Here is a 26,516-nt window from a genome sequence, read left to right on the forward strand (position 1 = left end):
CGGAGACTCGGCGGGGGTTCTCAAGGGCGAGGGGTCATCGTGGGTCACGTGGAGGTCGGGCATGTCAGTCATGCGCTGCCCGACGGGCGGGTGCTGCTGGACGACGTGTCGTTCCGGGTCGGGGACGGGGTCACGGCGGCGCTCGTCGGGCCGAACGGGGCCGGCAAGACGACGCTGCTCCGGCTGATCGCCGGGGACCTGACGCCGCAGGACGGGACGGTCGCGCACAGCGGCGGGCTCGGCGTGATGCGGCAGTTCATCGGCAACGTGCGGGACGAGTCGTCCGTGCACGACCTGCTGCTGTCGGTGGCGCCGCCGCGCGTGCGGGAGGCGGCCGCGACGGTGGAGGCCGCCGAGCTGGCAATGATGGACCGCGACGACGAGCCGACCCAGCTGAGGTACGCGACCGCTCTCGCGGGCTGGGGCGACGCGGGCGGCTACGAGATCGAGGTGCTCTGGGACGCTTGCTGCGTGGCGGCCCTCGGCGTCCCCTACGACGGCTGCCGGTGGCGTGAGACGCGGACGCTGTCGGGCGGCGAGCAGAAACGCCTCGCGCTCGAAGCGCTGCTGCGCGGCCCCGACGAGGTCCTGCTGCTGGACGAGCCGGACAACTATCTGGACGTGCCGGGCAAGCAGTGGCTCGAGGAGCGGCTGCGGGAGACGGCCAAGACGGTGCTGGTCGTCTCGCACGACCGCGAGCTGCTCGACCGCTGCGCCGACCGGATCGTGACGGTCGAGGCGGGCCGGGTGTGGATCCACGGCGGCCGGTTCGCGACGTACGCGGCGGCCCGCAGGGACCGCAACGAGCGGCTGGAGGAGCTGCGGCGGCGCTGGGACGAGGAGCACGCGAAGCTCAAGGAACTCGTCAACTCGCTGAAGACGAAGGCCACGGTCAACGACGGTTTCGCGTCGCGATACCGGGCGGCGCAGACCCGGCTGCGCAAGTTCGAGGAGGCGGGGCCGCCGGAGGAGCCGCCCCGCGACCAGAGCCTGAAGATGCGCCTGCGCGGCGGCCGCACCGGCAAGCGGGCGGTGATCTGCGAGGACCTGGAGCTGACCGGGCTGATGCGGCCGTTCGGCGCGGAGGTCTGGTTCGGCGAGCGGGTCGCGGTGCTCGGCTCGAACGGCTCGGGGAAGTCGCATTTCCTGCGGCTGCTCGCCGCGGTGGCGGAGGTGCTGCCGCGGGGCGCGACCCCGGTGCGTCCGGTGGAGCACACCGGGGTCGCCCGGCTCGGCGCGCGGGTGCTGCCGGGGCTGTTCGCGCAGACGCACGCGCGACCGGACCTGGCGGGGCGCACGCCGTGCGAGATCGTGATGACCGAGCACGCCCGGCTGCGCAACGCCGCGATGAACGCGCTCGCGCGGTACGAGCTCCAGTTCTGCGCCGAGCAGCCGTTCGAGACGCTGTCGGGCGGCCAGCAGGCACGGTTGCAGATCCTGCTGCTGGAACTCGGCGGCGCGACGCTCCTGCTGCTGGACGAGCCGACCGACAACCTCGACCTGGCCAGCGCGGAGGCGCTCCAGGAGGGCCTGGAGTCGTTCGAGGGGACGGTTCTCGCGGTGACGCACGACCGCTGGTTCGCCCGTTCCTTCGACCGTTTCCTGGTGTTCGGCGCGGACGGTTCGGTCTACGAGGCCCCGGAACCGGTCTGGAACGAGGCGAGGGTCGCCCGGCCGCGCTGACCGGGCGCCCTTGATCGATCTTGGCTGGTCAGTGTGCTTCTGGGGATCTGTCCAAGAACGCGGGGGGATGGATAGGGTGCCCGGGTGCGGGTGGTGGTGACGGGGGCGGCGGGATTCATCGGGGGCCATGTGGCCGACGCGCTGTCGGGCGCCGGGCACGAGGTCCTCGCCGTCGACGCGCCCGGACGGTCGCCGACACCGGAGCTGACGCGGCGCGCGTGGGACGAGGTGGCGGCGCGGCCCGGCGTCACGGCGCTGGAAAGGGACCTGGCGGTGGACGATCTCGACGCGGTCGCCGCCGCCGACGTCGTCGTCCATCTCGCGGGGCGGCCGGGCGTGCGCAGCTCGTGGGGCGGCGGGCGCGCGGCGGCGGAGCGCGACAACGTGCTGGCGACGGCCCGGCTGCTGGAGGCGTGCGCGCGGCGCCCGGCGCGGCTGCGCCCGCGGGTGGTGGTCGCGTCGAGCTCGTCGGTGTACGGGTCGGCGGGGCACCGGCCGAACCGGGAGGACGATCCGCTCGCCCCGGCGAGCCCCTACGCGGCCAGCAAGGTGGAGGTCGAGCGGATCGCGGGCCTCGCCGCGGAGAACGGTCTCCGCACGGCGGTGCTCAGGTACTTCTCGGTCTACGGCCCCCGGCAACGGCCCGACATGGCGTTCCACCGTTTCGTGGAGGCGGCGCTGGACGGGCGTCCGCTGCCGGTCTTCGGGGACGGCCGCGCGTCGCGGTCGTTCACGCATGTGCGGGACGTGGTGGCGGCGACGCTGGCGGCGGCCGCCGAGGATCTGCCGCCGGGCGTCGCCGTCAACGTCGGCCATGGCGAACCGGTGGCGGTGCGGGCGGCGATCGGGGTGCTGGCGGACGTGCTGGGCGTCCGCCCGGAGATCCGGCGGGAGGCCCCGGTGGCGGGCGACGCGGCGCTGACCTGGGCGGACTGCGGGCGCGCGGGGCGGCTGCTCGGCTGGTCGGCGACGACGTCGCTGGCGGACGGCCTCGCGGACCAGATCGCCTGGCACCGGTCGCTGCGCGCGCAGGAGGTGGCCGTCGGATGAGGCACCGCGCGGCCTACTTCGCGTTCGACCGCTTCCCCTCCGGCAAGGGGTCGGCGGTGCACATCGCGCAGATGGCGGACGAGCTGTTCGAGCGGTTCGGCGGCGGCCTGCTCGGCGCCATCGGCGGCGGCGACCTGCCCGGCCGCCAGCGGGAGGGGAACCGCGAGATCGTCCGGTTCGGGGAGCGGATCCCGAACCTGATCGACCGCGCCGAGGCGTATTCGGCGTGGGCGGCGGCGGTCCTGAAGGAGCACGCGGACGGCCTGGAGATCGTGCACGTCCGCGATCCGTGGAGCGCGCTGCCCGCGCTCACCCTCGACGACCGGAGATATCCGGTGGTCTTCGAGGTGAACGGGCTGCCTTCCATCGAGATGGGCCACACCTGGCCGTGGGCGTCGCCGGCGACGCTCGGCAAGATCCGCGAGCTGGAGCGCTTCTGCCTGGAGCGCAGCGACGCGGTCGTGGTGCCGTCGCGCGTGATCGGCGAGGCCGTCCGGAGGCTCGGGGCGCCGGAGCGGAAGGTGCACCTCGTCCCGAACGGCGCCGACCTCCCGGGCGAGACGGCGCGACCGGCCGGCGCACCCGCCCGGTACATCGTCTACGTCGGGGCGCTCCAGCCGTGGCAGGGCCTCGACGTGCTGCTCCGCGCGTTCGCGCGGCTCGGCGACCTCGACGGCCTGCGGCTGGTGGTCTGCTCGTCCGTCCCGGAGCGGCGCGCGAAGCCCGTGCGGCGGCTGGCGGAGCGCCTCGGCGTGGCCGACCGGCTCGACTGGCGGTTCGCGCTGCCGCACCCCGAGGTCGCCGCGTGGCTGGCGCACGCCGAGGTGTCGGTGGCGCCGCTGACGGGCTGCGCCCGCAACCTCGACCAGGGGTGCGCGCCGCTGAAGGTGATCGAGTCGATGGCGGCCGGGGTGCCGGTCGTCGCCTCGGACCTCCCGGCGGTCCGCGAGCTGATGGCGGACGGGGAGCACGGGCGGCTCGTCCCGGCGGACCGTCCGGCGGAGCTGGCGCGGGCCGTCCGGATCATGCTGGAGTACCCGGGCGAGGCGGCCGCGATGGGCGCGCGGGCCCGGGCCAGGGTGGCGGAGGCCCTCACCTGGACGCGGTCACGCGCCCGGCTGGCCGAGGTCTACCGTACGATCGCGCCGTCAGACCGATAGGTGGGGTGTCGTCATGTTCTGGCGCAAGCAACGCGCGGCCATCGAGGGATTCCACCCGCTGCACAGGGCGCTGGTCCTGGAGCAGGGCTTCTCGGTGTCGCTGCCGCGCGACCAGTGGGAGCCGGTCGTCCAGAGCCTCGCGCGGCACGCGGACGCGGTGAAGCGGCGCAGGTGGCGGATGAGCCCGCGCACGTCGCGGGTCCTGGTGCCGATGCTGCGGGTCCTGGCGGCGGACATGCCGCCGGAGGGCCTGCTGTCGGTCGCGCTGGACATGCGGGGCGGCAAGGTCCCGGAGAAGCGCGGGCCGGAGCGGCCGGTGCAGGTGTCCCGGCCGATCCTGTCGATGAAGGAGTGGTTCGTCTTCGATCCCTGGCTGCGGATGCGCGCCGAACTGCGGGACGGCAGCGTCGTGGAGCTGTCGGTGACGGACCGGATCCGGCACCGCAAATACAAGAAGCGCAACCCGCGCGGCAAGATCAAGTACAAGCACAAGACGAAGACGGTGCAGCTGGTCAGCGTGACGCGGCGCCTCGGCAAGGGCGCGGCCCCGCAGCCGCCCGGCACGCCGCCGCCGCGGTGGATCCAGGTGCGGGTGAAGGACGGCCACCGGTTCGTGATCCGCGCGAACGCCAAGCTGCTCGGGCCGCTGCAGGACGACGAGCTGCGCGAGCGGATCCTGCACGTGTCGACCGAGCCGTTCCGCTGGACCCCGCCGGGAACGCCTGTTAGGAGGGCGCAGTGACGCGCTGCACCGTGACCACCGGGTTCTTCCTGCTCGGCCGCTGCGGGCGGGCCGCCGTGGCGGCGTGCCCGGGATGCGGGCGTCCGGTCTGCGCCGAGCACGGGGTGCAGGGCGGGTACTGCCCGAGCTGCGTCGCGCAGGCGGGCGGGCCGCCGCCCGATCCGTACGACCCGTCCTTCGCGAGCGGTTACCGGCGCAGGTACTACGAGAGCAGTTCGCAGACGTACTACGACAACCAGTGGTACTCGTCGTTCGACTCCTACGACCGTGGCGCCTTCAACCCCGGCGACGACTACTCCTACGGTGAGGGCGACTTCGGGCCGGACGGCGACACCGGGTTCGTGGACAGCTGATGACGCGTGTCCTGTGGGTGACGGAGCACTATCCGCCGAGTCAGGGCGGGATGGCCAACTCGTGCGACCGGATCGTCCGGGGGCTGCGGGGCGCCGGGATCGAGGTGGACGTCGCGCACCTGACGCGGCGCGAGCGGCCCTGGGCGGTGGCGCGCGAGCACGGCGGGCGGCTGCTGGCCGCGCCGCTCGGCGACGATCCCGAGCACGCGCTGCGCCGGCTGTGGACGACGCTGACCGCCGAGGACCTCACCGGCGCGTACACGCACGTCGTCGCGTTCGGCGGCACCTACTCGATGCTCGCCGCGCCCGTCCTCGCGCGGCTGGTGGACGCGCCACTGGTCACGCTGCTGCGCGGCAACGACATCGACGTCGGCGTCTTCTCGATGCGGCGGCGCGGCGTCCTGGCGGACGCGCTGCGCGCGTCGGCGCGGGTCTGCGTGGTCGCGCGCGACCACACGCCGCTGGTGAAGGCGCTGGCCCCGGACGCGGCGGTGACGTTCGTGGCGAACAGCGTCGACACCGCGCAGTGGCGGATCCTGCCGTCCGAACACGAGCGCGGGCGCGCCTGGCGGGCGGAGAACGTCGAGCCGGGCCGCCGGACGGTCGGGCTCATCGGCCAGCTGAAGAACAAGAAGGGCGTCGGGTTCTTCCTGGACGCGCTCGTCGCCTCCGGGCACGGCGACCGGTTCCACCTGGTGCTCGTCGGCGAGGTCGAGGAGACCGTGACGGCCTGGCTCGCCGAGCGCAAGGACTCCGTGCCCCACTCGTTCCTGCCGTTCCTCGAACGCTACGACCTGCCCGCCGTGTACGCGAGCTGCGACCTGGCCGCGCTGCCGTCGTTCTACGACGGGATGCCGAACGTGGCTCTGGAGGCGGCGGCGCTCGGCGTCCCGCTCCTCTGCTCGGACGCGGGCGGCCTCGCGGACGTCGCGGACGACGCGATCGGCTTCACCTTCCCGGCCGGCGACGCGCACGCCTGCCGCACCGCGATCGACCGGGCGGCGCGGGCGGGCGACAAGGAGCTGGCGGCGCTCGGCGCGGCGGGCGCCGAGCGGATCGCCCGCGACTTCACCCCGGCCGCCGAGACCGCCGGATACCTCGCCGTCCTCGGCGAGGTGCGTTGATCGCCTGCTACGCGCGCGGCGGCGGGCTCGGGCACCTGACCCGGCTCCGCTCGTTCCTGCACACCATGGCGGTGGACGACGAGGTCGTCGTCCTGTCGGACTCGCCGTTCGCCGCCGACCCGCGCGTCTCGTCCGGCTGGACGGTCCTGGACGCGTCCACCGGCCTGGCCGCGCTCGCGCCGGACGAGCTGGTCGTGGACGCCTTCCCCGCCGGCCTCAAGGGCGAGCTCACCCGGATACCGTCCGGTATCCGGGTCACGCACTTGGCGCGGCTGCTGCGCTGGGACGCCTACCGGCCGCTCCTGCCCGAGCATCCGCCGCACTTCGACCGGACGTTCGTCCTCGAACCCCTCGAACCCGCGCACGAAGCCCACCTCCGCGCCGTCTCCGACGAAGTGGCGCCGCTGGCGCTCGCCGACCCGCCGTCCGAACCGCTGGACGTGCACGGCTGGGCGGTCGTCCACAGCGGTCCCGACGCCGAGACGCTCGAACTCCTCGCCTACGCGCAGGACATGGCCGCCATGGAGGGCGCGAACCCTCCGCTGACGCTCGTCTCGCCGCACCGCCCGGACGGGCTGCCGCCCGGCGTCGCCCACCTGGACGCCTACCCGGCCTGCCCGCCCGGTCCGGGCGTCGAGCGGATCGTCACCGCGGCCGGGTTCAACGCCGTCCGGCAGTTCGCCCCCTGGCGCGACCGGCACCGGATCCTGCCGTTCCCCCGCAGCCTCGACGACCAGTTCGCCCGCGCCGCCCGCGCGCGGAAGCCCTAGAAGTACTTCGAGGTGAGGTCGCCGGTCGGCCAGGTCGTCACCGCGTTCGCGGCCTTGTGCAGCGCCGGGTCGATGTCGGAATAGCTCGGCGCGCTCCCCTCCTGCCGCTGGTCGAACAGCGCGGCCCAGGCCAGCCCGTCGTTGCGGCGGACGAGCAGGGTGCTCGTCCCGGCGAGGCTGCCGTCGTGCCAGGTGTTCATGCCGGTGCCGCCGGTGACGGGCCGCACCATCCAGCCGCAGCCGTAGTACCAGCCGCTGGCGTTGACCCCGGTCGCGGGCTTCGCGAACGCCTGCTTGATCGACGCGGCGCTCAGCACGCTCGTCCCGCCGTCGTAGATGCCGGCGAACCGGGTCAGGTCCATCGCGGTGCCGAGCCAGCCGCCGTGCGCGTCCATGTTCTCCAGGTTGAACGCGCCGTACGGGAACGGCACCGTCTTGCCGGTGTTGTCGAACACGGTCGTGCCCGTGGCGCCGGAGAAGTAGTGGACCTCGCCGCTCGCCTGCGTGAGCGAGCGGCCCAGCTTCATCCGCTTGATGGCGCGCGGCGTCAGCACGGCCTTCTGCACGTAGGACGCGTAGCTCTGCCCGGTGACCTTCTCGATGATGCGGCCGAGCAGCATGAAGCCGTAGTTGGAGTAGGCGTACTTCGTCCCCGGCGCGTGGTCGAGCTTGCGTCCCGACACGTACTTCATGATGTTCGCCTGCTTGACCGGCAGCGGGATGCCGAGCGCCTTCGCGATCGCCGCGTCCTGGAACATCGGGTCCGGCGTGATGTCGCGGTCCCAGCCGCCGAGGTGCTGGAGCAGCCGCAGCACGGTGACGTCCTTCAGCCGCGGGTCCGCGGCCGTCGACAGCCCGAGCAGCGTCGCGACGCGGTCGGTGAGCTTCAGCTTCCCGTCCTGGACGAGCCGCAGCACCGCCGTCGCCGTGACCGGCTTGCTCAGGCTCGCGACGCGGAACGGCGACGTCGGCTGCGTGGTGAAGCCGGTGTCGGAACTCCACGTGTAGCCGCGCGACAGCAGGAGCTTGCCCTTGCGGACGACGGCGAGCTGGCCGCACGGGACGTTCCGCGCCTGCATGAAGCTCTTCATCGTCGCGTCGAAGCCCCCGAGCCCGGCGAGCGCCGATCCGGTCACCCGCCACGACCGCGTCGCCGCGGCCTGCGCGGCCGCCTGCGCGGCGTGCGCCGAGCCGCCGGACGAGCAGCCCGCCAGCAGCGCGGGCGCCGCCGCGCCGAGTCCCGCCAGCCCGGCCGCCTTGCCGAAGTCCCTGCGGCTCACCGCCGTCATGCCGTCCCCCCAGAAGATCAGATGCCTGGAATGCGCGATCTTGCACCCTAATGCATGATCATCCGGGAAGGGGCCGGTCAGGACGGTTGATCGTTCAATCCTCGGAGATCCGCAGATCGAACTCCACCTCGACGTCGTCGGCGAGCCGGAGCGCGCCGAAGAACGCCGTGTACGGCTTGACGCCCCATCGGGTCTGTTGCACGGTGGCGCCGCCGCGCACCCGGTCGTCCTCGATCTCGGCCCGGACCCGGATCGGCTTCGTCGTCCCCATGATGGTCAGGTCGCCCTCGACCTCCCCGGCGGACGCGGAGATCCCGGTCGAGGTGAAGGTGATCTCCGGGTGGCGGCGGGCGTCCAGGACCTTGCAGAGGTTCTCCGCGATGTCCTGGCGGTCCCGGTCCGACAGCGGCTTCACGCCGCCGGTGCCCTCCCGCACCTCCAGGCCGTCGACCACGACGACCACCTTGGCGGACGACTCCTCCAGCGGCTCGCGGACCGTCGCCTCCGCCGTCCAGCGGGTCGCCTCGATGGTCAGGTCGTGGCCGGCGCGCCGGCCGAGGCCGCTGCGGCTCGTCCGGAGCAGCAGCCGCCCGTCACCGGGGCCCAGCGCGTAGGTTCCCTCTCGAACGGTCATGCCTTCACAGTGCCACGTGAGCGCCGCGCGAACCCGCCGAGGGGCTACAGGCAGGTCACCTCGGGCTGCGGGCGGTACTCGGTGTGGAACTTCTCCCGGCGCACCTGGCGGCCGGCGGCGAGCAGCGTCCGCCACACGTCGATCTTGAAGCCCTTCCGCCCTGCCATCGGCACGCACCGTTGCCCGTGCCCCACGCCCGTCTCGTACGGCGAGAACCCGTACCGCTTCGACGTCCGCGACCGGACCTCGTACCTGCGGTGCCCCCACAGGCTCACCGTCAGCGAGTCCCCGGTGTAGCCGACCTGGATGCGCACCGGTGCCCGCGTGTCGTTCTTCCAGGTGAAGTCGAGGTTCGGATACGCCACCGCCGCCTCGCGCCCCTCCGGGTACTCCGGCATCCACATGGTGTGCGCGCGCGCCTTCCGGATATCGAGGCCCGCCCGGAACACCGCGTTGAAGAGGGTCGTGGAGACCTGGCAGATGCCGCCGCCCACGTCCTTCACCAGCCGCGACCCCATGATCGCGGGCGCCGGGACGTAGCCGAGGCGCCGCGTCCGCGGCCCGACGACCTTGTTGAAGGAGAACGTCGCGCCCGGCCGCACGACCTGCCCGTCGAGGGCCTGCGCGGCCAGCTCGATGTTGCGGACGCGCGGCTGCCCCGGCTGGAACCGGGTCGTGTAGGACGCCATCGGGCCCGCGGACGGGACGCCGGCGTCCGGCCGCGCGGAATCGCGGAGGGCCGCACCAGGGGAGGCGACCGCCGCGCCCGACTTGCGGGGGGCCCACAGGTACGCGCCGAGGAGCAGCCCTGTCGCGGCCAGCGCGCCGACCGCGAACGGCCACCAGCGCCGGACGCACTCCCCCAGCCCCGGCTCGGCCGCGCCGGCCCGTCCGTACCACCGCCCACGCCGAGTCCGCCCCACAGATCACACCCCCCGAGGATCCCGGGCATCCTCGCCCGTCAGGATCCTGGCACCGCACCCTCCTCCCCTCTCGCGGCCGACACCCCCGCCTTTGCCGGAAGAACACGAACACGAGCCCGAAGGACGACGCTGAGCCGGGAAGCGCCGGCGGCGGGCATGCCGAGCACCCGGCCGATGGCGCGGAACCGGCCGGGTGTTCGGCGTCCGTGGCGGGGCGCCTTTCCTTACGAACGGGCGCGGGCGCCCTCGCGCATGCGCTGCGGGTCGATCTCGCGGGCCGGGCGCCTTCGCAGGTACTCGGCCTCCATCTGGGCCATCCGCTGGGTGTGCTCGGCGTAGGCCTGGTCGGGGGCGTGCCGGAGCGCCTCCATGCGGGTCTCGTACAGGTGTCCCAGCTCACGGAGCAGGTCGTCGTCGGTGAGATCGGCGGGGCTGACTCCCATCGCCATGTGCGGTACCTCCTCCAGTGGTTCGCGGGCGTCCGGTCTCCTACCCGATCACCGGGCGGCGAATCCGGGCCTTGCGCGCCCCGGATTACCTACCTAGCGTTTGCTTCATGGTTGAGTCGAACGGTCCCCTGGTCGGTCACGTCCATTCCGACGACATCCCCTGGGTCACCATCGGCCCCGTGGGCCTCCAGGTTCTGAGGGTCTCCCCCGACACATGGGTGGTGCGCAACCGCTTCGAGGCGGGTTACCAACTGCCCACGCACAAGCACACCGGCGGCGTGCACGCCTACACCTTCTCCGGACGGTGGCGGTACAAGGAGTACGGCATCGACTACCACGCCGGGACGTTCATCTTCGAGCCGCCCGGCTCCGTCCACACGCTCACCATCGAGGAGGACAGCGACATCCTGTTCATCCTCGAAGGCGCCTTCATCGAGTACGACGCCGAGGGCAACATCACCGGGGTCACCGACGGGGAGTCGACCCTCAACGCCTACTACGCGCTGTGCGACGACGCGGGGATCGCGAGACCGCAGGGCATCCTCTCGTGATCCCGGACGGCTTCCCGGACGGGTTCTACGCGCAAGGCCATCCGTACGGGCTGTACGACGCGGTCCGGGCGGAGGGCGGGCTCGTCCGGCATCCGGCGCTGCCGCTGTGGGTCGCCGGGTCGCACGCGGCGGTGCACGCGGTCGCGAGCGACCCGGCGGCGTACCGGTCGGGCGACGGCATCCTGATCGACGAGATCGGCGTGCCCTTCGACACGCCGCCGACGATCATGCACACCGACCCGCCCGGCCACGGCCGGTACCGGGGGCTGGTCGCGCCCGCGTTCCGGCCGTCGGCGATGCGGCGGCTGGAGGGCGCGGTCCGGGAGCGGATCCGGGCGCTGCTGGAGCCGGTCGAGGCGGGCCGCCCGTTCGACGCGGTCGCCGAGCTGGCCGTCCCGCTGCCGCTGCAGGTGATCTGCCTGCTGCTCGGCATCCCGGAGGACGACTGGCCGCGGTTCTTCCGCTGGTCGGAGTCGATCATCCCGGGCGCGGCGCCGGAGCTGTCCGACGAGGAGCGCACCGCGCTGCGGATGGAGGCCGGCACCTACCTGGTCGAGGTCTCCAACGAGCGGCGGGCCGCGCCGCGCGACGACGTGATCTCGCAGCTCGCGCAGGCCGAGGTGGACGGCGACCGGCTCACCGACATCGAGATGGTGATGTTCCTGATCCAGCTGCTCGTCGCGGGCAACGAGACGACCCGGCACGCGATCTCGGGCGGGCTGCTGGCGTTCGCGGAGAACCCGGACCAGTGGGAGGCGATGAAGCGGCCGGAATCGATGCCGTCGGCGATCGAGGAGATCCTCCGCTGGACGTCCCCGGTCGTCTACTTCCTGCGGACCGCGACACGCCCGGTCGTCCTCGCGGGGCGAGAGGTGGCGGCCGGCGACCACATCATGCTCCTGTACGGCGCCGCGAACCGCGATCCGGATGCGTTCGGGCCGGATGCCGACCGTTTCGACATCATGAGACGGCCCGACGTGCCCGGACTGGCGTTCGGGTACGGCCCGCACTTCTGCCTCGGCGCCGCCCTCGCGCGGATGGAGATGCGGCTCGTCCTGGAAGAGCTCCGCGCCCGCTACACGGCCGTCACGGTCACGGACGAGCCGGTCTACAACGGCTCCCCCGTGGTCGTCGGGCTCCGCAGCCTCGGGCTCGCCTTCACTTAAAACCAGGATGAACCGGGCGCCGAACCCGGCCGGCGGCGCCCGGCGCAGGTTACGGCGTCCTGAATCCTCGCCGAACACCTGGCGCCGGTCACGCCTCCGGGCGGAAGACGGCGAGGGCCTTGGCGTGCTTGCCGAACCGTAGGGACGGCGGCACCCCCGTCACTTCGCCGTCGCGCGCGAGCCGCAGCTCACCGCCGGAGGCCAGCACCTCCAGCCCGCCGGCGCGCCACGCCCGGTAGCCGGGGGTGATGTGCAGGTGCCCGACCAGGATGGCGGCGACCGCGCGGATCCGGGGAATGCGCCGGCCCGTGGCGACCATGCGGACGTCGAGGCACCCGTCGTCGAGGCGCTCCCGCCAGGTGGGCGCGGCGCCGTGCGAGCCGAACTCGCCGTTGCCGACGAACGCCAGCCACACGTGCCGCCGGTGCCCGTCCACGACGGCCTCGACGGGCTCGGAGTGCCGCAGCGTGCGGACGGCGGCGACCGCCAGCGCGGGCCACTTGCCGAGCCGCTTCTCCAGCCGCACGCGCCGGTCGACCAGCTCGGTGTAGGCGCCGAAGCTCGCGGTGTTCAGGAACAACCGCTCGTCGCGCCGCCCGGAGCCGGCCGACGCGGGCACGGCGTACGCGACGTCCACGCGGCCGAGCCGCCCGGCCCGGTAGGCGGCGACCGCCTGCGCGGGCGACTCGACACCGAGCGCGCGGGCGAAATGGTCGAACGTGCCGCCGGGCACCACCAGCAGCGGCACGTCGTGGTCCAGCGCGGCGCGCGCGGCGGCGTTGACGGTGCCGTCGCCGCCGACGACGGCCAGCACGTCCGCCCGCGCGGCGGCCTCCGCGAGCACCTTCTCCAGGTCCTGGCCCTCCTCCAGCACGATGACCTCCGCCGCCGGAAGCTCGCGCTGCAGCAGCCCCATCGCCATCTCCGCGCCGCTCGGCATGATGCCGCGGGTGGCCTCGCCGCCGCTCCCCGATCCGGGGTTGACGACCGCGACGACACCGCGCCCGTCATCGGTGACCTGGACGTCCTCGCCCTCGGCCCGGGTCACCCGGGCCACCGGAGGGCGCGCGGGCCACACCAGCCGCGTGCCGAGCCCGGCCAGCGCGCCGATGCCGAGGCCGGCGAGCACGTCCCCGGGGTAGTGGGCACCGGTGTAGACGCGGGCGAACGCGACGCCGGCGGCGGTCGCGGCGACCGGCGCCGCCACCGCCGCGGGGGCCTCCAGCGCCACGCCCGCCGCGAACGCGGCGGCCGACGCGGAGTGCCCGGACGGGAAGGCGTGCGAGGTCGGCAGCTTCCACCGGATCCGGATCGGCGGCACCAGGTCCACGACGGGACGCGCCCGCCGGAACGCCTGCTTGCCGAGGACGTTGACGACCGGGCTCGCCACCGCGATCGCGATCGAGCCGCGCAGCGCGCCGCGCCGCAGCCGGGGCCGCCGGGTGAGGCCGAGCACCGCCGCCGTGGTGAACCACAGGACGCCGTGGTCGGCCGACCGCGACAGCCGGGGCAGGACGTACTCCAGGCCGGGCAGCCGGGCCGCCGCGACCCGGTCGAACGCCCACCGGTCGGCCCGGCCGAGCCGGCTCAGCAGGCGCCGGTGCGGGCCCCGGCGGGGGGCGGCGGCGGAACGCGGGGACCGGGGCGAGCGCAGCATCGCCGATGACCGAGAATGGTTGGACCGCATGCCCCGGGTATCCCCAGGGGCGTCGACAAGATTCCGTAATGATCTCAGTTCGGGGGTCACATGCGGGCGAACGTCACCTACACATCATCGACTGCAATAGGCTTCCCGGCATGAGTCACCCGCAACGGCTCGGTTCTCCGGGTGGCGAGTCGGTCGGCACGATCGCGGAGTCTCCTCACGTGAACGAGACGCTGGCCGCCTACGCCGTAAGGTACGGACTGAGGCAGAGCGCGGCGCGCCCCCCGCTGCGCAGCTACATCAAGAGTGTGTGGGCCAGGCGCAACTTCATCTGGGCCTTCGCGTCGGCCAAGAACATCTCGATGTACACCGACTCGCGACTGGGTCAGGTCTGGCAGCTGCTGACCCCGATCCTGAACGTCTCGGTCTACTACCTGATCTTCGGCGTCCTCCTCGGCACCAAGCGCGGTGTTCCGGACTTCATCCCGTTCCTTGTGACGGGCGTGTTCATGTTCGGGTTTACCCAGCGCTCCATCACGTCGGGATCGAAGTCGGTCGGTGACAACCTGTCACTGATCCGGGCGCTGCACTTCCCGCGCGCGACGCTGCCGCTCGCCATCGCGACCGTGGAGCTCCAGCAGCTGCTGCTGTCGCTGGTGGTGCTGCTGGCGATCGTGTTCGGCTTCGGCGAGCCGATCAGCTTCCACATGCTCCTCTTCGTCCCGGTGCTGCTCCTGCAGCTGATGTTCAACGTCGGGATGAGCATGGTGATGGCCCGGCTCGGCGCGTTCAACCGGGACGTCACCCAGCTGCTGCCGTTCGTCATGCGGACGTGGCTCTACCTGTCCGGCGTGATCTTCAGCCTGCCGCAGCTGCTGCAGCGCAGCCACGTCCTGAAGGACAACCCGTGGCTCGGCGAGATCCTCAAGGCCAACCCGGCCTACGTCTACGTCGAGCTGAGCCGGCACACGATGCTCGGCGAGTACCGCGACTACGTGCACACCACGCTGCACATGCACTCCACGACCCAGCTGTGGTTCTACGCGCTGGCGTGGTCGGCGATCGCCCTCGTCGGCGGGTTCCTGATCTTCTACAGTGCCGAGGAGCGTTACGGCCGTGGCTGACACCAAGGTGCGCGGCGGGACGGCCATCGACGTCGATCCCACGCGCGAGCCGATCGTCGTCGTCGACGACCTGCACATCATCTACCGCGTGTACGGCGCGGGCGGGAAGGGCAACGCCGCCAGCGCGTTCTCCCGCGTCCTGCGCCGCAAGGCCCGGCCCTCCATGAAGGAGGTGCACGCGATCAAGGGGCTGTCGTTCGTCGCGTACCGCGGCGAGGCGGTCGGGATCATCGGCACCAACGGCTCGGGCAAGTCGACGCTGCTGAAGGCGATCGCGGGGCTGCTGCCGCCGCACAGCGGCGCGGTCTACACCGACGGCCAGCCGTCCCTGCTCGGCGTGAACGCGGCGCTGATGAAGGACCTGACCGGCGAGCGCAACATCGTCCTCGGCTGCCTGGCCATGGGGATGACGCCCGCGCAGACCAAGGCCCAGTACCAGAAGATCGTCGACTTCGCGGGGCTCAAGGAGGGGTTCATCCAGTACCCGATGCGGACGTACTCGTCCGGCATGGGTGCGCGGCTCCGGTTCGCGATCGCCGCGGCGAAGACCCACGACGTGCTGCTGATCGACGAGGCGCTCGCCACCGGCGACGCCAAGTTCAAGCGCAAGAGCAAGAAGCGCATCGAGGAGCTCCGCAAGGAGGCCGGCGCGGTCTTCCTCGTGGCGCACCAGCTCGACACGGTCAAGGACATGTGCGACCGCGTCATCTGGATCGACGAGGGCCGGATGCGGATGGACGGCGACCCCGAAGAGGTCATCGCGGCCTACTCCGAGGCCGCCGGGAAGTGATGCTTGTCACAGCGGGGGCGGCTGTGACGGGCGCGGCCAGAGTTACAGGGAGTTACCGGATCGTCTCTGGATGAGACGGCCTCGCCGATCTACCGTCAAGGGGAGACCTCCAGCGGCGAGGGAGACCCCCGATGGCCGACCGGCGCGACACCCCCGAACCCAGCCGACACGGGCTCGGCGGACAGGAACTCAGCGGGCACGGGCTCAGCAGGCGCGGCTTTCTGTCCTCCACGGCGCTCGCGGCGGGCGCCTACGGCGTCCTCGCCGCGTGCGCCAGCGAGAGCAGCGGGCCGGAGGCGAAGACCCCGGGCAAGGCGCCGAAGGAGGTGTTCACCTCCCCCGCGTCCAAGCTGGGCGGCTCCCTCAGCATCCTGATGTGGAGCCATTTCATCCCGCGGCACGACAAGTGGTTCGACACGTTCCTCGCGGACTGGGGCAAGAAGGTCGGTGTCGACGTCCGCGTCGACCACATCAACACCGTGGACGTGCCGCGCCGCGCCGCGTCGGAGATCCAGGCGGGCAAGGGCCACGACCTGATCCAGCACATCGCGCCGTTCTCGCAGTACGAGCCGTCCGTGCTGGACATGGCTGACGTGGTGCAGGAGGCGAACCGGCGCTGGGGCCAGCAGTTGGAGCTGTGCCGCAGGTCCAGCTACAACCCCAACACCCGGCACTTCTACGCCTACTGCCCGGGCTGGTCGCCCGACCCCGGCGACTACCGCAAGTCGATGTGGCAGAAGGTCGGCCTGCCGAACGGCCCGACGAGCTGGGACGACCTGCTCCGCGGCGCCGCCGAGATCAAGAAGACGACCGGGGTGCCGTGCGGGCTCGGGCTGTCCCCCGAGACCGACTCGAACATGGCCGCGCGGGCGCTGCTGTGGTCGTTCGGCGGGTCGGTGCAGGACGCGAACGAGCGGGTGGCGATCAACTCCGACGCCACGGTGGCGGCCGTCGAGTACATGGCCCGGCTGTTCAAGGAGGCGGAGACCAGCGAGGTGTTCTCGTGGGTGCCCGCGTCCAACAACCAGGCGCTGATCGCCGGCAGGTCGTCCTACATCCTGAACTCGATCTCCGCGTGGCGCACCGCGATGGGCACCAACCGGACGATCGGCGACGACATCTTCTTCACCCCGGCGCTGCGCGGCCCGAAGGCGGCGCTGGCGGCGCAGCACGTCATCCAGCAGTGGATCGTCCCGAAGTACTCGCCGAACGCGGCGGCGGCCAAGGAGTTCCTGCTGCACTACACGGCGAACTTCCCGTCGGTGACGTACCACTCGGAGTTGTACGACCTGCCGGGCTGGCCGTCGCTGGTCCCGCAACTGCACGGGTGGCTCGACAACGACCCGTACGGCGCGAAGCCGGCGAACAAGCTGAGCCTGCTGAAGAACGCGACGTCGTGGAGCGCGAACATCGGGTACCCCGGCCCGTCGAACCCGGCGATCGGCGAGATCTTCAACACCAACCTGCTGCCGACGATGTTCGGCCGCGCCGCCCGCGGCCAGACGTCCGCGAAGCAGGCCGTCGCGGACGCCGAACGGCAGATCAACGCGATCTTCAAGAACTGGCGCACCCGCGGCCTCGTGGGCGGCTGACGGCCGATGAACACGGTCGAGGTCAAGGGGCTCGTGAAGACGTTCGACGGGCGGGTGCGGGCGCGGCGGCGCGGGCGCGGGGACGTGGTGCGCGCGCTGGACGGGGTGGACCTCGCCGCGGAGCCGGGCGAGTACCTGGTGCTGCTCGGGCCGTCGGGCTGCGGGAAGACGACGCTGCTGCGCACGATCGCCGGGCTGGAGCAGCCGACGGAGGGCGAGGTGCTGATCGGCGGGCACCCGGTGAACGGGCTGCCGCCGCGGGTCCGGCAGATCGCGATGGTGTTCCAGTCGTACGCCCTGTATCCGCACAAGACGGTGCGGGACAACATCGTCTTCCCACTGCGGGCGGAACGGATGGCCAAGGCGGAGCGGGAGAAGAAGGCGCGGTGGGCGGCGGAGCTGCTGGAGATCGAGCCGCTGCTGCGCCGCAAGCCGCGGCAGCTGTCGGGCGGTGAGCGGCAGCGGGTGGCGCTGGCGCGGGCGCTGGTCCGCGACCCGGCGGTGTTCCTGCTGGACGAGCCGCTGTCGAACCTGGACGCGAAGATGCGGGCGACGGCGCGCGACGAGCTGAAGCGGTTCCAGCAGCGGGTCGGCACGACGACGATCTACGTGACGCACGACCAGGCCGAGGCGATGGGGCTCGGGGACCGGATCGCGGTGCTGGAGCACGGCCGGGTCCGGCAGGTCGGGACGCCGCAGGAGGTGTACGACGACCCGTCCGACACGTTCGTGGCGACCTTCATCGGGTCGCCGCCGATGAACCTGGTGAAGCGCGGCGACCGGCTGGTGGGGTTCCGGCCGGAGCACCTGCTGCCGGCGGAGGTCGTCCCGGCGGACCGGCGGGTGCCGCTGCCGCTGCGGGTGGAGCGGATGGAGTACCTGTCGGGCGACCGGCACGTGTACGGGACGGTGACGGGCATCGGCGAGGACACCCGGGTGATCGCCCGGCTGCCCGCCACGGTGATGACGCCGATCGCGGCGGGCGAGACGCACGACTTCGCGGTGGAGCCGGAGCGGCTGCGGTTCTTCGACGCGGCGGAGGGCGCGCGGGCGGAGCCGATGACGATCGGGGGCGCGCGGTGACCGCCGCGTCCGCCGTGCGGGCGCGGCGGAGGGCGCGGCGCGGCGCGGGGCTCGCCGACCGGGAGGGCTTCCTGGCGTGGGCGATGCTGCTGCCGTCGGTGATCTACATCATCGCGCTGGTCGGCCTGCCGTTCCTGCTGGCCATCGCGTTCGCGTTCTCCGACGTGACGACCGGCGACCCGTCCTTCGACTTCGTCGGGTTCCGCAACTTCACCGAGGTCTTCCACGACGGGGTGTTCTGGCGGGCGCTGGTGAACACGCTGGTGTTCACCGGGATCAGCATGGCGCTGATCGTGGTCTTCGGGAAGATCCTGGCGAACATCCTGGTCGCCGACTTCCACGGCAAGTGGCTCGTCCGGCTGCTGGTGCTGCTGCCGTGGACGACGCCGGTCGCGCTGTCCACGATCTCGTGGCTGTGGTTCCTCGACTCGATCTACTCGCCGGTCGACTGGGTGCTCCGGCACACGGGGCTGATCAGCGGGAACGTGGTGTGGCTCGGCCGCCCGTGGACGGCGATGGGCTCGGTGATCGCGGTGCAGACGTGGCGGCTGACACCGCTGGCCGCGGTGATCATGATGGCGGGGCTGGTGGCGATCCCGCGCGACATCGACGAGGCGGCCCGGGTCGACGGCGCCGGGTTCTGGCGGCGGATGTTCGAGGTGACGATCCCGCTGACGCTGCCGGTCATCGCGGTCGCCGGGCTGTTCGGCGCGATCATGACGTTCACCGACATGACCGTCCCGTACGTGCTGACGCGGGGCGGGCCGACGCACGCCACGGACGTGCTGGCGTCGTGGGCGTACTTCCGGGGGATCGAGGGCGGCGACGTCGGGCAGGGCGCGGCGATCGCGCTGTTCCTGTTCCCGCTGCTGCTCGCCGGCGCGATCGCGATCCTGCGCGCCGTCCGCCGGTTGGAGGCGGGATGACCGACCGGGCCGGGGAGGTCGAGAGGCTGCGGCGGCGGTACGCGCTGCGGCACGCCGCGGCGCGGGGCGGCGTGTACGGGTCGGCGATCCTGGCGGCGCTGGTGTGCGCGCTGCCGTTCCTGTGGAGCCTGGTCAGCGCGTTCAAGCAGAACCAGGACCTGTACAACCCCGAGAGCAACCCGTTCTTCTTCAACAAGCCCGCGACGCCCGACCATGTGACGTTCCTGTTCGACGACACGCCGTTCCTGACGTTCGTGGCCAACACGCTGCTCGTCGGCGCCGCGGTCGTGGCGATCACGCTGCTGCTCGCGCTGCCCGCCGCGTACTCGCTGGCGCGGCTGGACCGCCCGTGGGGCACCCCGATGGGCATCGCGATCTTCATGGTGTACCTGGTGCCGCCGTCGCTGCTGTTCCTCTCGCTGACCCGCGTCGTGGTCCGGCTGCACCTGGAGGACTCCCTCTGGTCGATGATCGTCGTCTATCCGACGATCACCGTCCCGGTGTCGGTGTGGCTGCTGATCGGGTTCCTGCGGGCCGTCCCGAAGGACGTCGAGGAGCAGGCGATGGTGGACGGCTACAGCCGGCTCGGCGCGTTCGCCCGGGCCGTCCTGCCGCTGGTGTTCCCCGGGATCGTCGCGGTGGTGGTCTTCAGCTTCACCCTCACCGCCAGCGAGTTCGTGTACGCGCTGGCGTTCGTGTCGGCGAGCCCGCAGATGGTCGTCAGCACCGGCGTGCCGACCCAGCTGGTGCGCGGGGACGTGTTCTTCTGGCAGTCGCTGCAGGCCGCCACGGTGGTCACCGCCGTCCCGATCGCGTTCCTGTTCAACCTGTTCCTGGACAGGTTCGTCACCGGGTTCACGATGGGCGCCGTCAAAACCTGATCGACGGCTGATAGAGATGGGGGTGACAACCGATCCCTTGACGAGGAGGTCGCTATGGCCGGCCGGCCACCGCTTCCGCACGAGCACCTGCCGCAGGTCGGGTCCTTCAGCGTGACCAGCGACGACGTCACCGAAGGCGAGCGGCTCGACGACGCCCACGTGTTCGACGACTGGGGGTTCAGCGGCGGCAACCAGTCGCCCCACCTGCGCTGGTCCGGATTCCCGGCGGAGACCAGGAGCTTCGCCGTGACCTGCTACGACCCGGACGCCCCGACCGGCAGCGGCTTCTGGCACTGGTCGCTGTTCGACATCCCCGCGGACGTCACCGAGCTGCCCACCGGCGCGGGCACCGCCGACTCCAAGATCGGCGTCCACGCCCGCAACGACTACGGCACCAAGGCGTTCGGCGGCGCGGCGCCGCCTCCCGGCGACCCGCACCGCTACGTGTTCACCGTGCACGCCCTGGACGTCGAGTCGCTCGGCCTGGACTCCGACACCTCGCCGGCCGTCGTGGGCTTCAACATCACCGCCCACACCCTGGCCCGCGCCACGATCATCCCCGAGTACGGCGTCTGACACCCCGCTGAGGCCGTCCCACCCCGGGACGGCCTCACGAGGCGCCGACCAGCACGTCCCCCACGGCCGTCCGCCGGTACAGGACCGAACGGCCGCTGCGCTCACGGGTGACGAGGCCCGACGCGCGCAGCACCGCCAGGTGGTCGCCGACGCCGCCGAGGCTCACCCTCAGCCGGGCGCTGAGCCAGGTCGTCGTGGCGGGCTCGGCCAGCGCGCGCAGCAGGTCGGCGCGGGTGTGGCCGAGCAGCCGGGCGAGCGCGTCACCCTCCTGCGACCCCCGCCCCTCCCACAGCGCCGCCACTCCCCTGGCCGGGTACATCAGCGTGTACGGCCAGTTCCGCTCCAGGGTGACGGTGATCTCGGAGAAGATCGTCGGGACGAACATCAGCCCGGCGCCGTCGAGCTCCACCACCGCGTCGTCCCGCAGGTCGGCCTCGATCACGCCGTCGCGCCAGCGGACCTTGCGCGACAGGCCGTCCAGCGCCTGCGCCCAGCCGTAGGCCGCGAGCCGGCCCGCGCGGTACAGGATGTCCTGTTCGAGGATCGAGCGCAGCACCGGCCATTCCGGTTCGATCAGCACCGCCCACGCGCGCTCCATGCAGTCGGCGAACCGCCGCACCATGTCGGGGCTCTCCAGCACGTCCCGGACGTCCGGTTCGGGTTCCGGAAGGGTTTCGAGGGTGCGGGCGATCTCGGCGCGCGCCTGCTCCAGCGGCGTGGCGCGGGTGACGGCGAGCTGCTCGGCGACCGTCTGGTTCGGGCGGGTGGGCGGCGGCGAGAAGAAGTCGGCGACGTAGCCGCGCTCGTGCATCAGGAAGGCCAGCGCGCGCACGGCCGGGTCATCGGCGATCGTCCGGAAGGCGGGCCGGACCCGCTCCAGCCACGGCCGCACCGGGCCGGCGGGGATCCGCTCCGTGACGATCCCGACCGCGATGACCGTCTCGAACAGCGGCGCGATGCCGAACCGGCTCGCCGCGAGGTCGCCGGGCCCCACTTTGATCCGGTACATGTTTCGCTCCTCCCCGAAACATTATCCTCCCGCGGCGCGGACCCCGAGGGTGGTCGCCATGACCACGACCACCGCACCGGCGGCGTCCGCGCGCTACCGCGACGTCTTCGGCGTCGCCGAGTTCCGCACCCTCTTCGCCCTGCAGACGCTGCGGGTGGCCGGGGACTCGATCCGGATGATCGCGCTGTCGGTGCAGACGTTCGAGCGGACCGGGTCCTCGCTCACCGCGGCCCTGGTGTTCTGCGCGGAGATGCTCCCCTACGTGGTGGGCGGCGCGTTCCTGCTCTCGCTGGCCGACCGGTTCCCGATGCGGCGGCTGCTCACCGGATTCCATCTGCTGACCCTGGCGGTCACGGCCGTCCTCGCGTTCGACGTCGTCCCGCTTCCGGGGATGATCGCGCTGATCCTGGTGCTCGGGCTGTTCGGACCCGTGAGCAGCGCGACCGTGCACGGCCGGTTGCCCGCACTGCTTCCCGGCGACGGGTTCGTGCTGGGCCGGTCGCTGTTCACCATGACGGCCGCCGGCGCGCAGATCGCCGGGCAGGCGGTCGGCGGGCTGCTGCTGGCGGTGCTGACCCCGTCCGGGACGCTCTGGCTGGCCGCCGGGAGCGCCGCCGTGGCCGCCGCGCTCGCCCGGTTCGGCCTGCCGGACGTGCCGGTGCCGGGCCGCGGGTCGTCCGGCGTGGCGCGGGAGACCTGGCGGGTCAACCGGCTGCTGTTCGGCGACCGCAGGACGCGGGGCCTGCTGCTGGCCTTCTGGCTGCCGCTGTCCCTGTCGGTCGGCGCGGAGGGCCTGATGGTGCCCTACGCGAGCGGGCTCGGCCGGGCGGGTGAGGCGGGCCTGCTGATGTCGGCGGGCGCGCTGGGGATGTTCACGGGCAACCTGCTGATGGGCCGCTGGATCCGCCCGGGCCTGCGGGACCGGCTCATGTTGCCGCTGGCGCTGCTGATGGGCGCGCCGCTGCTGCTGTTCGCGCTCCATCCGCCGCTGCCGGTGGCGTGCGCGCTGCTGTTCGCGGGCACGATCGGCCTCGGCTACGACCTGCCGCTCCAGCGCCGGCTCGTGGACGCGACGCCGGAGCGGATCCACGGCCAGGCCCTGGGCCTCGCCAACACCGGGATGATGACCGGGCAGGCCGCCGGAATGGCCGCGGCGGGCGCCCTCGGCGACCTGCTGGTGCCGCCGCAGGCCATCGCCCTCTGCGGCGCCGCATCACTGCTGTCATGCCTGGTGCTGGTACGGCACCTGCGCTGAGGCGCCGGGACGGCCTCACGAGGCGCCGACCAGCACGTCCCCCACGGCCGTCCGCCGGTACAGGACCGAACGGCCGCTGCGCTCACGGGTGACCAGGCCGGACGCGCGCAGCACCGCCAGGTGATCGCCCACCCCGCCGAGACTCAGCCGCAACCGGGCGCTGAGCCACGTCGTCGTCGCGGGCTCGGCCAGCGCGCGCAGCAGATCGGCGCGCGTACGGCCGAGCAGCCGCGCCAGCGCGTCCCCTTCCCGCGACTCCCGCCCCTCCCACAGCGCCGCCACTCCCCTGGCCCGGTACATCAGCGTGTACGGCCAGTTCCGTTCGAGCGCGACACCGACGTCGGAGAACGCGGTCGGGACGAACATCAGCCCGCCGCCGTCGAGCCGGGTGGTCCCCTCTTTCCGCAGGTCGAGCTCGATGACGCCGTCACGCCAGCGGACCTTGCGCGACAGGCCGTCCAGCGCCTGCGCCCAGCCGTAGGCGGCGAGCCGGCCCGCGCGGTGCACGATGTCCTGTTCGAGGATCGAGCGCACGATGGGCCAGTCCGGTTCGATGAGGGCCGTCCACGCCGCCTCCACGCCGTCGGTGAGCCGCCGCACGACCTCCGCGCTCTCCAGGACGCCGCGGATGTCCGGTTCGGGCTCCGGGAGGCCCTCGACGTTGCGGGCGATCTCCTCCCTCGCCTGCTCCAGCGGCGTGGCGCGGGCGATGGACAGCTGCTCGGCGACCGTCAGGTTCGGGCGGGCGGGCGGCGGCGAGATGAAGTCCGCGACGTAGCTGGTGTGGCCGACGAGGAACGCCAGCGTCCGCACCGCCGGGTCGCCGGCGATCGCCCGGTAGGCGGGCCGGACGCGCTCCAGCCACGGGCGCACCGGGCCGGCGGGCAGCCGCCCGGAGGCGAGGCCGATCACGTGGAGCGTCTCGTACAGCGGCGCGATCCCGAACCGGCTGGCCGCCAGGTCCCCGGGCCCCACCACGATCCGATGCACGTTTCGCCCCTCCCCGAAACATTATCCGGCCGCCCCGCTCCGTCCGAAAGTGGCGGCATGACCACTTCGGCCGCCCCCACGGCGCCGCCGGCGCCCGCGCGCTACCGCGACGTCTTCGGCGTCCCCGAGTTCCGCACCCTCTTCGGCGTGCAGGCGCTGCTGGTGACCGGGGAGTCGATCCGGATGATCGCGCTGTCGGTGCTGGTGTTCGAGCGCACGGGCTCCACCTTGCTCGCGGCCCTGGCCTTCTCCGCGGGCATGCTGCCCTACGTGGCGGGGGGCATGTTCCTGCTGTCGCTCGCCGACCGGGTGCCGCCGCGCCGCCTCCTCACCGGCTATTTCCTGGCGCGCTGCGCGGTCGACGGCGTCCTGGCCCTGGGCGGCCTGCCGGTCCCGGGAATGCTCGCGCTGGTCGCGGGGATCGGGGTGTTCGCACCGGTCGGCAGCGCGAGCCTGGGAGGACGGCTGCCGAGCCTGCTGTCCGGAGGCCGGTACGTGCTGGGCCGGTCGGTGTTCACGATGACGATGGCGGTCGGGCAGATCGCCGGGCAGGCGCTGGGCGGGCTGCTGCCGGCGGTGCTGGCACCGTCCGGGACGCTGCTGCTCGCGGCGGTGAGCGGGGGAACGGCGGCCGCGCTCGCCTGGCGCGGCCTCCGGGCGCCGGAGCCGCACGCGAACGGGGGCTCTTCGCGGCCCTCGGGTGCGGTGCGGGACACGTGGCGGGTCAACCGCAGGCTGCTCGCGGACCGGAGGGTGCGCGGATTGCTGCTGGCGTGGTGGCTGCCCGTGTCCCTGGCGGTCGGCAGCGAGGCCATGGCGGTCCCCTACGGGAGCGGGCTCGGCCGGCCGGGTGCGGCCGGGCTGCTGCTGGCCTCGGGCGCGACCGGGATGTTCTCAGGGAATCTCGTGCTCGGACGATGGATCCGGCCGGCCGTCCGGGAACGGCTGACGCTGCCGCTGGCCTTGCTGACCGGTGCGCCGCTGCTGGCGTTCGCGTCCGGGCCGGGCCTCGCGGCGGCGTGCGCGCTACTGGCGGCAGGGACGTTCGGGATGGGCTACGACCTGAACATCCAGGCGCGTGTGGCGGACGCGGTGCCGGAGCGCGTCCAGGGGCAGGCGGTCGGGCTGGCCACCATGGGAATCGTGACGGGGCAGGCCGCCGCCATGGCCGGCGCGGGTGCTCTCGGCGGGGTGCTCGCGCCGGCGTACGTCATCGCGTCGTGCGGCGCCGCGTCGCTCGTGACCTGTCTGGTGCTGGTCCGGCGTCTACGGTGACGGCTTGCGGCGGCGGCGGGCGGCCGGCGCGGGCTGAGGAGGAGGACATGCCGTCATCCTCACCGCGGCCCCGTGGCGCCGCCTGAGTACCCGTACTCAGACGGCGCCCGGAATGTACCTACTTCTCCCAGGGGAAGCGGTCCGCGAAGGCGGGCTTGAGGTCGTCCAGCCAGACGGCGTCGGGGTCGTACTGCGCGAAGAAGGGCTTGCCCACCAGGTCCGCGTCGCGGCACTGGATGAAGTGCAGGGCGAACACCTTCTCGCCGAGCAGGTCGACGACGCCGTCCACGCAGACCTTGCCGGGGGTGGCGGACATGGACGGGCCCCGGACGGTCCGGGAGAGCCCGGAGACGTTCTTGTAGGCGTCCCGGAAGATCTCGTAGGCGCGCGCCAGCGGGACGGCGAAGTAGTCCTGCGGGCCGGTGTCGCGCTCGACGAACATGTAGTACGGGACGAGCCCCAGCCGCGTCTGGGTCCGCCACATGGTCTCCCAGGTGGCGGCGTCGTCGTTGATCGTCCGGATGAGGGGCGCCTGGGTGCGGATGACCGCGCCGGTGTCGCGGATGCGGCGGCACGCCTCGGTGACCATGAGCGGTTCGAGCTCGCGCGGGTGCGTGAAGTGCGCCATGAAGGCGAGGTTCTTGCCGGACTCGACGACCTGCTCGAACAGCCGGAGCATGGCGTCGGCGTCGGGGTCGGTGACGAACTTCTGCGGCCAGTAGGCCAGCGACTTGGTGCCGATCCGGATGGACTCCAGCTGCTCCAGCTCCAGCAGCGGCTCCACGTAGCGGCGCAGCACGGGCTCGCCCATGATCATGGCGTCGCCGCCGGTGAACAGCACGCTGGTCACCTCGGGGTGGGCGATCAGGTAGTCGCGCAGGGCGGCGGGCTCGTCGCCGGCCATCTTCAGGTCGGGCTCGCCGACGAACTGGGCCCAGCGGAAGCAGTAGGTGCAGTACGCGTGGCAGGTCTGCCCCTGCTTGGGGAAGTACAGCACCGTCTCGTCGTACTTGTGCTGCATCCCGGGGACCTTGCCGTCGCCGAAGCTCGGGATGTTGAGCTCCATCTGGCCGGCGGGGTGCGGGTTCAGGCTCATCCGCACCGCGTGCGCGGCGGCCTCGACCTCGGCCTTGGGGGCCTCGCGGCGCAGCAGGTCCGACAGGTGCGCGACGTCGCCGGCGGGGAGCATGTCGGGCTGCGGGAACACCAGCCGGTAGATCGGGTCGTCCGGCGCGGCCGACCAGTCGATGAGCTCCTCGATGACGTAGGCGTTGGTCCGGAAGGGCAGGACCGTGGCGACCGCCCGGGTCGCGAGCCGCTGCTCGGGCGACAGACCGGCGCGAGCGGTGAGCTCGTCCAGGTGCTTCGCCGTGAAGGCGCGGAAATTGCGACCGGTGGATCGCACTGCGGGAGCCGCGTCGTTCACCAGTGTCACGTGTTGGTACTCCTTGATGTCAGCGGGGAAGCGCACCCCGG

Annotated in this window: 26 protein-coding genes; 18 read left to right on the forward strand and 8 right to left on the reverse strand. The window is 72.6% G+C overall.

Annotation, left to right across the window (positions count from 1 at the left end; genetic code table 11):
* Nucleotides 1–39 precede the first annotated feature (39 nt).
* The 7 genes from ACA514_RS07060 (at nucleotide 40) to ACA514_RS07090 (ending at nucleotide 6,882) form a co-directional block, all read left to right on the forward strand.
* Nucleotides 40–1,683, forward strand: coding sequence for an ABC-F family ATP-binding cassette domain-containing protein (locus ACA514_RS07060; protein WP_375040193.1), 1,644 nt, complete (start codon nucleotides 40–42; stop codon nucleotides 1,681–1,683).
* A gap of 84 nt (nucleotides 1,684–1,767) precedes the next feature.
* The gene (locus ACA514_RS07065; RefSeq protein ID WP_375040194.1) at nucleotides 1,768–2,733 is read left to right on the forward strand and encodes an NAD-dependent epimerase/dehydratase family protein; all 966 of its coding nucleotides are present in this window, start codon (nucleotides 1,768–1,770) and stop codon (nucleotides 2,731–2,733) included.
* The gene (locus ACA514_RS07070) at nucleotides 2,730–3,893 is read left to right on the forward strand and encodes a glycosyltransferase family 4 protein (RefSeq protein ID WP_375040195.1); all 1,164 of its coding nucleotides are present in this window, start codon (nucleotides 2,730–2,732) and stop codon (nucleotides 3,891–3,893) included. The genes ACA514_RS07065 and ACA514_RS07070 overlap by 4 nt, the downstream gene beginning before the upstream one ends.
* A gap of 13 nt (nucleotides 3,894–3,906) precedes the next feature.
* On the forward strand, nucleotides 3,907–4,635 hold the full coding sequence (locus tag ACA514_RS07075; protein ID WP_375040196.1) for a hypothetical protein: 729 nt from the start codon (nucleotides 3,907–3,909) through the stop codon (nucleotides 4,633–4,635).
* Nucleotides 4,632–4,988, forward strand: a complete 357-nt coding sequence (locus ACA514_RS07080) for a hypothetical protein (protein WP_375040197.1) — start codon at nucleotides 4,632–4,634, stop codon at nucleotides 4,986–4,988. Before ACA514_RS07075 ends, ACA514_RS07080 begins: the two co-directional genes overlap by 4 nt.
* A complete protein-coding gene (locus ACA514_RS07085) occupies nucleotides 4,988–6,112 on the forward strand; it encodes a glycosyltransferase family 4 protein (RefSeq protein WP_375040198.1) in 1,125 nt (374 codons plus the stop codon). Before ACA514_RS07080 ends, ACA514_RS07085 begins: the two co-directional genes overlap by 1 nt.
* The gene (locus tag ACA514_RS07090; protein ID WP_375040199.1) at nucleotides 6,109–6,882 is read left to right on the forward strand and encodes a hypothetical protein; all 774 of its coding nucleotides are present in this window, start codon (nucleotides 6,109–6,111) and stop codon (nucleotides 6,880–6,882) included. Before ACA514_RS07085 ends, ACA514_RS07090 begins: the two co-directional genes overlap by 4 nt.
* On the opposite strand, the gene ACA514_RS07095 is transcribed toward ACA514_RS07090, so the two are convergent.
* The 4 genes from ACA514_RS07095 to ACA514_RS07110 all read right to left on the reverse strand — a co-directional run bounded on the left by ACA514_RS07095 (nucleotide 6,879) and on the right by ACA514_RS07110 (nucleotide 10,177).
* Nucleotides 6,879–8,171, reverse strand: a complete 1,293-nt coding sequence (locus ACA514_RS07095) for a serine hydrolase domain-containing protein (protein ID WP_375040200.1) — start codon at nucleotides 8,169–8,171, stop codon at nucleotides 6,879–6,881. The two genes, ACA514_RS07090 and ACA514_RS07095, sit on opposite strands and share 4 nt — an antisense overlap.
* Before the next feature lie 94 nt (nucleotides 8,172–8,265).
* Nucleotides 8,266–8,805: a YceI family protein gene (locus tag ACA514_RS07100; RefSeq protein ID WP_375040201.1), complete on the reverse strand. Its 540-nt coding sequence runs from the start codon at nucleotides 8,803–8,805 to the stop codon at nucleotides 8,266–8,268.
* Between the two features lie 44 nt (nucleotides 8,806–8,849).
* Nucleotides 8,850–9,728, reverse strand: a complete 879-nt coding sequence (locus tag ACA514_RS07105; RefSeq protein WP_375040202.1) for a VanW family protein — start codon at nucleotides 9,726–9,728, stop codon at nucleotides 8,850–8,852.
* A 224-nt stretch (nucleotides 9,729–9,952) separates the two neighbouring features.
* A complete protein-coding gene (locus ACA514_RS07110) occupies nucleotides 9,953–10,177 on the reverse strand; it encodes a DUF6158 family protein (RefSeq protein WP_375040203.1) in 225 nt (74 codons plus the stop codon).
* Between the two features lie 107 nt (nucleotides 10,178–10,284).
* On the opposite strand from ACA514_RS07110, the gene ACA514_RS07115 reads away from it, so the two are divergent.
* Nucleotides 10,285–10,728 (forward strand): 2,4'-dihydroxyacetophenone dioxygenase family protein, encoded by a 444-nt coding sequence (locus tag ACA514_RS07115; protein WP_375040204.1) that lies wholly within the window; start codon nucleotides 10,285–10,287, stop codon nucleotides 10,726–10,728.
* Nucleotides 10,725–11,894, forward strand: coding sequence for a cytochrome P450 (locus ACA514_RS07120; RefSeq protein WP_375040205.1), 1,170 nt, complete (start codon nucleotides 10,725–10,727; stop codon nucleotides 11,892–11,894). Before ACA514_RS07115 ends, ACA514_RS07120 begins: the two co-directional genes overlap by 4 nt.
* Before the next feature lie 88 nt (nucleotides 11,895–11,982).
* Here the strand turns inward: ACA514_RS07120 and ACA514_RS07125 are convergent, their stop codons facing one another.
* A complete protein-coding gene (locus ACA514_RS07125) occupies nucleotides 11,983–13,551 on the reverse strand; it encodes a bifunctional phosphatase PAP2/diacylglycerol kinase family protein (RefSeq protein WP_375040206.1) in 1,569 nt (522 codons plus the stop codon).
* Nucleotides 13,552–13,760: 209 nt separating this feature from the next.
* Here ACA514_RS07125 and ACA514_RS07130 point away from each other — a divergent pair, with 209 nt between their 5' ends.
* The 7 genes from ACA514_RS07130 to ACA514_RS07160 all read left to right on the forward strand — a co-directional run bounded on the left by ACA514_RS07130 (nucleotide 13,761) and on the right by ACA514_RS07160 (nucleotide 20,511).
* The gene (locus ACA514_RS07130; RefSeq protein WP_375040207.1) at nucleotides 13,761–14,663 is read left to right on the forward strand and encodes an ABC transporter permease; all 903 of its coding nucleotides are present in this window, start codon (nucleotides 13,761–13,763) and stop codon (nucleotides 14,661–14,663) included.
* The gene (locus ACA514_RS07135) at nucleotides 14,656–15,453 is read left to right on the forward strand and encodes an ABC transporter ATP-binding protein (protein ID WP_375040208.1); all 798 of its coding nucleotides are present in this window, start codon (nucleotides 14,656–14,658) and stop codon (nucleotides 15,451–15,453) included. The genes ACA514_RS07130 and ACA514_RS07135 overlap by 8 nt, the downstream gene beginning before the upstream one ends.
* A 131-nt stretch (nucleotides 15,454–15,584) precedes the next feature.
* Nucleotides 15,585–17,045 carry an ABC transporter substrate-binding protein gene (locus tag ACA514_RS07140; protein ID WP_375040209.1) on the forward strand — a complete coding sequence of 487 codons (1,461 nt, stop codon included), beginning with the start codon at nucleotides 15,585–15,587 and terminating at the stop codon, nucleotides 17,043–17,045.
* A gap of 6 nt (nucleotides 17,046–17,051) precedes the next feature.
* Nucleotides 17,052–18,128: an ABC transporter ATP-binding protein gene (locus ACA514_RS07145; protein ID WP_375040210.1), complete on the forward strand. Its 1,077-nt coding sequence runs from the start codon at nucleotides 17,052–17,054 to the stop codon at nucleotides 18,126–18,128.
* Nucleotides 18,125–19,054 carry a carbohydrate ABC transporter permease gene (locus ACA514_RS07150; protein ID WP_375040211.1) on the forward strand — a complete coding sequence of 310 codons (930 nt, stop codon included), beginning with the start codon at nucleotides 18,125–18,127 and terminating at the stop codon, nucleotides 19,052–19,054. The genes ACA514_RS07145 and ACA514_RS07150 overlap by 4 nt, the downstream gene beginning before the upstream one ends.
* Nucleotides 19,051–19,935: a carbohydrate ABC transporter permease gene (locus tag ACA514_RS07155; protein ID WP_375040212.1), complete on the forward strand. Its 885-nt coding sequence runs from the start codon at nucleotides 19,051–19,053 to the stop codon at nucleotides 19,933–19,935. Before ACA514_RS07150 ends, ACA514_RS07155 begins: the two co-directional genes overlap by 4 nt.
* Before the next feature lie 54 nt (nucleotides 19,936–19,989).
* Nucleotides 19,990–20,511, forward strand: coding sequence for a YbhB/YbcL family Raf kinase inhibitor-like protein (locus ACA514_RS07160; protein ID WP_375040213.1), 522 nt, complete (start codon nucleotides 19,990–19,992; stop codon nucleotides 20,509–20,511).
* A 34-nt stretch (nucleotides 20,512–20,545) separates the two neighbouring features.
* Here ACA514_RS07160 and ACA514_RS07165 read toward each other — a convergent pair whose 3' ends face one another.
* Nucleotides 20,546–21,520, reverse strand: coding sequence for an ArsR/SmtB family transcription factor (locus ACA514_RS07165; protein WP_375040214.1), 975 nt, complete (start codon nucleotides 21,518–21,520; stop codon nucleotides 20,546–20,548).
* Between the two features lie 58 nt (nucleotides 21,521–21,578).
* Here ACA514_RS07165 and ACA514_RS07170 point away from each other — a divergent pair, with 58 nt between their 5' ends.
* Nucleotides 21,579–22,775 carry an MFS transporter gene (locus tag ACA514_RS07170; protein WP_375040215.1) on the forward strand — a complete coding sequence of 399 codons (1,197 nt, stop codon included), beginning with the start codon at nucleotides 21,579–21,581 and terminating at the stop codon, nucleotides 22,773–22,775.
* Between the two features lie 15 nt (nucleotides 22,776–22,790).
* Here the strand turns inward: ACA514_RS07170 and ACA514_RS07175 are convergent, their stop codons facing one another.
* On the reverse strand, nucleotides 22,791–23,765 hold the full coding sequence (locus tag ACA514_RS07175) for an ArsR/SmtB family transcription factor (protein ID WP_375040216.1): 975 nt from the start codon (nucleotides 23,763–23,765) through the stop codon (nucleotides 22,791–22,793).
* A 57-nt stretch (nucleotides 23,766–23,822) separates the two neighbouring features.
* On the opposite strand from ACA514_RS07175, the gene ACA514_RS07180 reads away from it, so the two are divergent.
* On the forward strand, nucleotides 23,823–25,040 hold the full coding sequence (locus ACA514_RS07180) for an MFS transporter (RefSeq protein WP_375040217.1): 1,218 nt from the start codon (nucleotides 23,823–23,825) through the stop codon (nucleotides 25,038–25,040).
* A 118-nt stretch (nucleotides 25,041–25,158) separates the two neighbouring features.
* Here ACA514_RS07180 and ACA514_RS07185 read toward each other — a convergent pair whose 3' ends face one another.
* Nucleotides 25,159–26,475, reverse strand: coding sequence for a KamA family radical SAM protein (locus ACA514_RS07185; protein ID WP_375040218.1), 1,317 nt, complete (start codon nucleotides 26,473–26,475; stop codon nucleotides 25,159–25,161).
* Nucleotides 26,476–26,516: the final 41 nt, after the last annotated feature.

Source organism: Actinomadura sp. NTSP31 (genome assembly GCF_041951385.1).
GTDB classification, from domain to species: domain Bacteria; phylum Actinomycetota; class Actinomycetes; order Streptosporangiales; family Streptosporangiaceae; genus Spirillospora; species Spirillospora napierensis.